Here is a 6013-nt window from a genome sequence, read left to right as displayed (position 1 = left end):
AAGGGGTTGCGGGTGGGTGCTGCTGGTCCGGTTGAGGTACGGCCGGTTGTTCCTGGGGGCCCGCCCGTTCTTCTGCTGGTGGGTAACATCCCTAAGCGATACGATACCCCCGGTAAACGCCCCGTCTTCGCCAAGGATCGGTGTTGCCATGATCCAGAGCGAGAACGACTGGCCATCGGTCCGGGTGATCTCGGTCTCGGTCCGTACCGTGTTGCCCTCGAAATGGGCACGCGGGTAGGTCCCCGCTATCGCGTCTTTTTCCTGGTGAAGGACGGAGTGGATCAGCGAGGGGCGATAGCTGTCCTGGATCCAGCTGGTGTAGATGTCCTCGTCCTGTCCCATAACCGAGGATGCCGGAAGACCGCTCAGCCCCTCCATGGCACGGTTCCAGGCAACAACCGATCCGGTCCTGTCGATTGCCATTGTCGGGTCCGGAAGGAGGTCGATGATCATTGCCAGGCGGAGGTTTGCCCTGCGGTAGTTGTCAGCCTCAACCATCTTTTCTGTGATGTCCCTCCCCATGATCTGCATGCCGGCAAATTCCCCGTTCTCGAAGAAACGCGTTCCGTGGAAATTGATGAAGATGTACTCGCCGTCCTTTTTCCGGATCCGTACCGTGAAATCCATGAACGGAGCCCCATTTTTCAGGATCTCCAGGTTCTGCTGTACTTCATCCATATCATCGGGATGGACGAAGTCCGCGGGTCCTTTTCCCACGACATCGTCTGCACCGATCCCAAGCAACCTGTTCACGGAGGGGGAGATGAAGGTGGCCTTTCCATTTGTGTCCGTGAGCAGGATGATATCTGAACTGCGCTCGATAACGCCCCGGTATTTCTCCTCGTTTTCGTTGAGCCGGAGGGTGAGCAGCGAGACGACAGCGGCGACGAGGACAAACAGGACGACCTGTCCTGCCGCGAGGGGGACCATGTGCATGGCAACCGGTTCGGACCAGAGTACCAGGGAGAGATAGGTGAGCGAAAGGGCACAGGAGAAGAGGATACCGCGGCGGGGGAAGAAGTACGCCATGAGGATGATGGGGATATACAGGAGGTGGGGGAGGATCCCGGGTTTCCCAAGAGAGAACCCGAGACCGTTCAGCGCCAGGATCGCAAGGGCAAGGCAAAGAATGGTGAATGCCAGGAGCCGGGGCCTCTTTTTCATCCGGGAGATAACGGAACGTTCCATATCCTGAATCAGCATGCCTGTGCTGAGAATCCAGCCCGGATTCTGGTCACGAGAAGCACAAATAGCTGGTGATTGATTGGCAACTGGTCGCCGGAATTATATACTCCCTGCAAGCGTTTTCCCTGCGGGCAGCAGGTGTTCTGGGAACGGCCGCTTCCCGCCCCGCTCATGACTGGCCGCCCTTCCGGTACCGGCTCTCCGGAACAACAATCTCGAACCGGGCGCCGCTGCCCGGCACCCCGGTCTCCCGTATTGAGATCCCCGTTATCGAGAGGATCTCGCGGGCAAGGAAGAGGCCGCTGCCGCCTTTCATCATCTTGTAGTCCCGGCCGAATACCAGTTCCTTGTTGGCTTCCACGATCCCGGGACCGTTGTCCTCGATGGTAATGGTGAGTTTTGCGACCTCTTCGCGATACCCGATCCTGACCTCCGTTACCCCTTTACCGTGGATGAGAATGTTCTCCATCAGGATGAAGAACACATCTTCGAAAAGCGGATCGGCAAATACCTCCAGTTCGTCCAGCTCCGTAACACGGGAGATTCCGGAAAAGTCCAGGTGGGAGAGGGCATTGAGTACAACGATCTTTACATTCTGCCACCGGGGCGGGTTGATCCCCAGCTCCTGGTATTTCTTTGCAGCTTCCATGGCATGCCGGACCGCGTGGAGGATCTTATCGCTCCTGCCAAGGTACGTCCCCACCTTCTCCCCCGCGGGATCCTGCCGGGCAAGCGCAAGATAGCCCTCAAGGGAGAAGACCGCGTTACGGAGGTCCTCGAAGGTGAGGGCGTTTAAGGAAGAGAGTTTTTTGCGTGCCTGCATCAGTGCCTGTTCGCTCCTGCTCAGTTCCTCGTATTTCTCCCTGAGCTCTTCTTCGGCTGCTGAGAGCTGGGCATATGCGGCATTGATCTCCTGGTAGTTTTCCCTGAGTTCTTCCTCGGTAGCCGTCACCTGTTCGTAGGCAACACTGAGTTTCTGGTTATTTGCAGCCAGCGCCTCCTCTGCACGCTTGCGGTTTATCACCTCTGCCTGCAGGCTCTCGTTCTGCTGCAGGAGTTCGGCGGTCTTCTTCCGGACCTCCCTCCTGAGAATAACGCTCATGATCACAAACATGCCGGCAAGGAAGGCGACTGCTGCAAGGCCCCACAGGAGCCAGGCAGGGATGACCTCGCTGGTCCCTTTCGTACCAAACCACTTCAGCATCGCGTTGTTGTATGGGGAGGAAGGATCGGTTTTTCCTTTGGCAAGGTATCGGTCGATGACGGAAAGGAGGTCCTGGTTTTTTCCTTTCTGGACGGCAAAACCGAACTGTGTGGGATTGAACATCACGGGAGTTGCGACAAGGCCGTATGTCTTTGCATCCTCATGAGCTGCCGTGTTGTAGACAACGAGGGCATCAGCTTCGCCGGCGGCTGTTGCAGAAAAAACCTCGATTGGTTTATTCATCTCCAGCAGGGTCACATTGACGTTGAATCTCCCTGCATAATCCCGGAAGCCGATCCCGCTTGCCGCTCCCCTGACTGAAGCAATTCGTTTGCCGTCAAGGTCAAGGATCGTATTGATTCCGGACCCGGGACGGGCATATACCTGCGACCAGATGGAAAGTGCTGATTCATTGTTGAAGTCATACGTTCTCAGGCGCTCTGGTGTGCTGGTCACTCCCGGCAGAAGATCAATCTCGCCGGAAGACAGGCGTCCCCAGCTCTCGGAGAGCGTTCCGCGGATCCAGATGACATTCCAGCCTTCCTGTTCGGCAATGTCATTAATGATATCAACGAAAAAACCCGAAGGCTTTCCCTGCTCATCGGTAAAAAGGGTAGGCCGGAGATCTGTATTGGCTATCCGGACGTCACGTGCACCGGCAACCGGTACGATAAGCTGGCAGAAGAGCAGTATCACTGCCGATAGGACGAGCGCTCGTTTCAGCACGCGGGCCGTCCTGTAATTGGTCAGGGGCCGTATTGTTGCACGGGGAGAGGTCAGCACACGTTTACCCTCGCGGGTGCCTTGTTGCACACACTGATTGCTGTGAGGTAGCCTCCAATCTTTAAAACTCTTTTGGGGCGCCTTGCATTTATCCTGCCTCCTGAAGGGACAGGGTTTCAGGTGTCCCGGAGCGCGTTGAGCGCTCAGTGTTGTGGAAAATGCATGGCAGACCGGGCCGGGCTCTCCCGGCAGGGATAAAGAATTATTTTCGTTCTGCCAGAAGGCAGATCGCATTGTGCCGGCCGTATTTTCCGGCAACTTCGCGGGTCGCCAGTTCGCGTATGGTAAAGTATGGTGCAACAAGATTGCGGATCTCGTCCTCGGACGAGAAGTACAGCGTTGTCCCGATTCCCGTTTCGCGGTATTTCCCGGTACCGCCAAACTGCGGATCGCTCTCCGCAAAACAGGCCGAGAAGTACGTTGCACCGGGTCTCAACAGCCGGTGGACATTCCTGATATAGATCTCGCGGTCTTCGGGGTAAATGTGGTGCAGGAGTTCCCAGTCGAAGGCGAACTCAAAGGTTCCCTTGATTTCGTGGACATCCCCGAGAAGATCGGCAATGATGAACCGGCACAGGGCCCCCCGCTGCATTGCCTGGTTCCGGGCAAGGGCAATTGCCGTTTTCGAACTGTCGACCCCGATGATGTCGAAGCCCATCGCTGCCAGGCAGATCGTATAGTTGCCCGCCCCGCACCCGAGGTCAATGGTACGGCAGGGGGCGACCTTCTCCTCTTCGAGGAGGCGCGTGATCGGTTCGGGCAGCGCCTCGCAGTTCCACGGGATCTTCTCGAGCGGTATGGTCCGGTAGATTTTGTCGATGTCGGGATACTTCATGAACGGTTTCCTGACAAGTATCGACTGACGGGATGCATCAAGGTTTCGATGATGGCCTCCGTTTGCGGATCCCGGCTTCAAAAGATGTTTCAGCAGTCCCCGCAAACAGGATCGTACAAATATCGGGTAGGGAAAATTCCATGAGTTTCTGTCTTCCCCCAACGCGGCTCATCCTTAACGATCTCACGGCTGCCGACCTCTGCAACATCCAGGCAATCGCCCGCGACCCGGATTTCCGGAAGTACGTGCTCATCTGGCTTGATACGAACGAGCAGATCGCAGCGTTCCTGCAGCACGCGATGGAAGAAGCGAAGAAAACGGAAGGCCGGCTTGACTATGTGCTCGCAGCCCGGGACCGGACAACGCGGGAGTTCCTTGGCCTCACGTTCATCGAGATCGATCCGGCACAGAAGAGCACCGCGGAGATCGGGATTGTCCTCCTCCCTGCGTTCTGCCGGAACGGGTACGGCTCCGAGATCCTCCGGGAGTTTCTCCGGTTCGGCTTTGAGACGCTCGGGATGCACCGCGTGTACGGGAAGTGCGACGAGCAGAACCTTGCATCAGCCCGCATGATGGAGAAGTGCGGCCTTGTGTACGAGGGCACGATCCGCGAGCATGTCTGGCTCCGCGACCACTGGCGCTCGACCCGGTACTATGGGATGGTGGAGCGGGAGTACCGGCAGCTCACCTCCATTTCCCGATAAAAAGCAGTTCCTGCGCCACCTTACAACAGGAGCGTGAGAAAGAGCAGGATGTACAGGACTACAGATACTGCCGGTATCATCCGGATCGACCAGTGGTTGATCCTGCCGATCATCTCCGTATTCTTTGCCTCATTATACACGAGGATCAGGATCCCCGAGATCAGGACCATCACCAGTGTTGCGTACGTGATGATCATGAAGTAATCCAGGAACGTCGCATACTCGACCATGGGCATGGCATCGGCGATGCGCCAGTGGATGAGCACCGCAGCAAGGAACATCGAGGCGTTCAGGCCGAGCCGGGATGTCACTTTCATCAGGAGCGACGAGAGCGAGACAATGACAATGAGCATGACCGGGAGGAAGAATTTCAAAAATGTCGAGAGGGAGTCCCTCGTTATGTAAGTGGAGAAGACAACACGGGAATAAGAACCCAACTCCCCATTGTACGTGTAGTTCATGACATGGGCCTGTTCTTTGCCGGTTTTCCACCCGGGCAGGCTCGCGAGGGAATCGATACCGGTTGCCTCATTGTCGATCACGAATATCAGATCGCTCGTATTTCTGATCCGGGGCTCTGCGATGATAGGGAGCGCGTGACGGTCGAACGGGAACCGGTGGAAATCAGGGTCTGAATCAAAGGAGGCAAAGACCCGGAAATATTTCTTTGTCGGGGTATCGACAAGGAGCCCGATCGTATCCGCGTGCCCGTTCATCAGCTCGAAGTCCGTGATATTGACCGGACGATCGGAGGTCAGGGTGACGTAAAAACTGGCATCATAGGTCCCCTCCCGAGCATTGTAGTTGGAAAAATCCATTACATAGGTCCCGATGTGGATAACCTGCGGGCCGGCCGGTGCGTTGTCGTCCGAAACATCGGATGTATTCAGCTCAGTGGCTGCGGACGGTAGTGCGATGCAGGTAATGAGGAGAGTGAACAATATCAGGAACCGGCAGATACTGCCGGTGTGCAGAACGCTCCTCCGCAGAGCAGCCTTCCCTGGCAGTTTCCCGTTCCTTGATGCGGGTGAGATGGTACCGTCCTCCGGAAGAAAAATGGTCCGTGTCCAGAGATATGTATTCCGCCCGGCCTGGTAGTGCGGGGGTCGGACGGTGTACTAAATCATCCCTTGCGAAATGCCTGTCCGTGAATCTTACATCGGAAACTATCTGATTTTTGCACAAGGGTTCGGGCCCCGGTTCGCGAAGTACACCGCCCGACCCCCCACAGCCTCTGCAATTCCTGACCTGATTTTTGATAAAAACTTGCCATTTTTACGACGGAAAATGGATTGTTGCGGA

At 56.4% G+C, this 6013-nt stretch carries 5 protein-coding genes; 1 reads left to right on the top strand and 4 read right to left on the bottom strand.

Annotation, left to right across the window (positions count from 1 at the left end):
* The 3 genes from CW742_RS05595 to CW742_RS05585 form a co-directional block, all read right to left on the bottom strand.
* The coding region (locus CW742_RS05595; RefSeq protein ID WP_292417644.1) for a PAS domain-containing protein at positions 1-1188 on the bottom strand (1188 nt) is incomplete at its 3' end.
* A 166-nt stretch (positions 1189-1354) separates the two neighbouring features.
* Positions 1355-3172 carry a transporter substrate-binding domain-containing protein gene (locus tag CW742_RS05590; RefSeq protein ID WP_292417642.1) on the bottom strand — a complete coding sequence of 606 codons (1818 nt, stop codon included), beginning with the start codon at positions 3170-3172 and terminating at the stop codon, positions 1355-1357.
* A 202-nt stretch (positions 3173-3374) separates the two neighbouring features.
* Complete coding sequence (locus tag CW742_RS05585) at positions 3375-4007, bottom strand: class I SAM-dependent methyltransferase (protein ID WP_292417639.1); 633 nt, start codon at positions 4005-4007, stop codon at positions 3375-3377.
* Positions 4008-4147: 140 nt separating this feature from the next.
* Here CW742_RS05585 and CW742_RS05580 point away from each other — a divergent pair, with 140 nt between their 5' ends.
* On the top strand, positions 4148-4711 hold the full coding sequence (locus CW742_RS05580) for a GNAT family N-acetyltransferase (RefSeq protein WP_292417637.1): 564 nt from the start codon (positions 4148-4150) through the stop codon (positions 4709-4711).
* Positions 4712-4731: 20 nt separating this feature from the next.
* Here the strand turns inward: CW742_RS05580 and CW742_RS05575 are convergent, their stop codons facing one another.
* A complete protein-coding gene (locus CW742_RS05575) occupies positions 4732-5652 on the bottom strand; it encodes a hypothetical protein (RefSeq protein ID WP_292417634.1) in 921 nt (306 codons plus the stop codon).
* Positions 5653-6013: the final 361 nt, after the last annotated feature.

It is taken from the genome of Methanoregula sp. (assembly GCF_002835825.1).
In the GTDB taxonomy this organism is placed as follows: Archaea; Halobacteriota; Methanomicrobia; order Methanomicrobiales; family Methanospirillaceae; genus Methanoregula.
This window is presented reverse-complemented; position numbering and strand designations above follow the sequence as displayed.

What these genes read in the sequence shown, in the direction of transcription:
- CW742_RS05585 (WP_292417639.1), bottom strand. Translation starts at nt 4,007, where the DNA reads ATGAAGTATCCCGACATCGACAAAATCTACCGGACCATACCGCTCGAG.
- CW742_RS05580 (WP_292417637.1), top strand. Translation starts at nt 4,148, where the DNA reads ATGAGTTTCTGTCTTCCCCCAACGCGGCTCATCCTTAACGATCTCACG.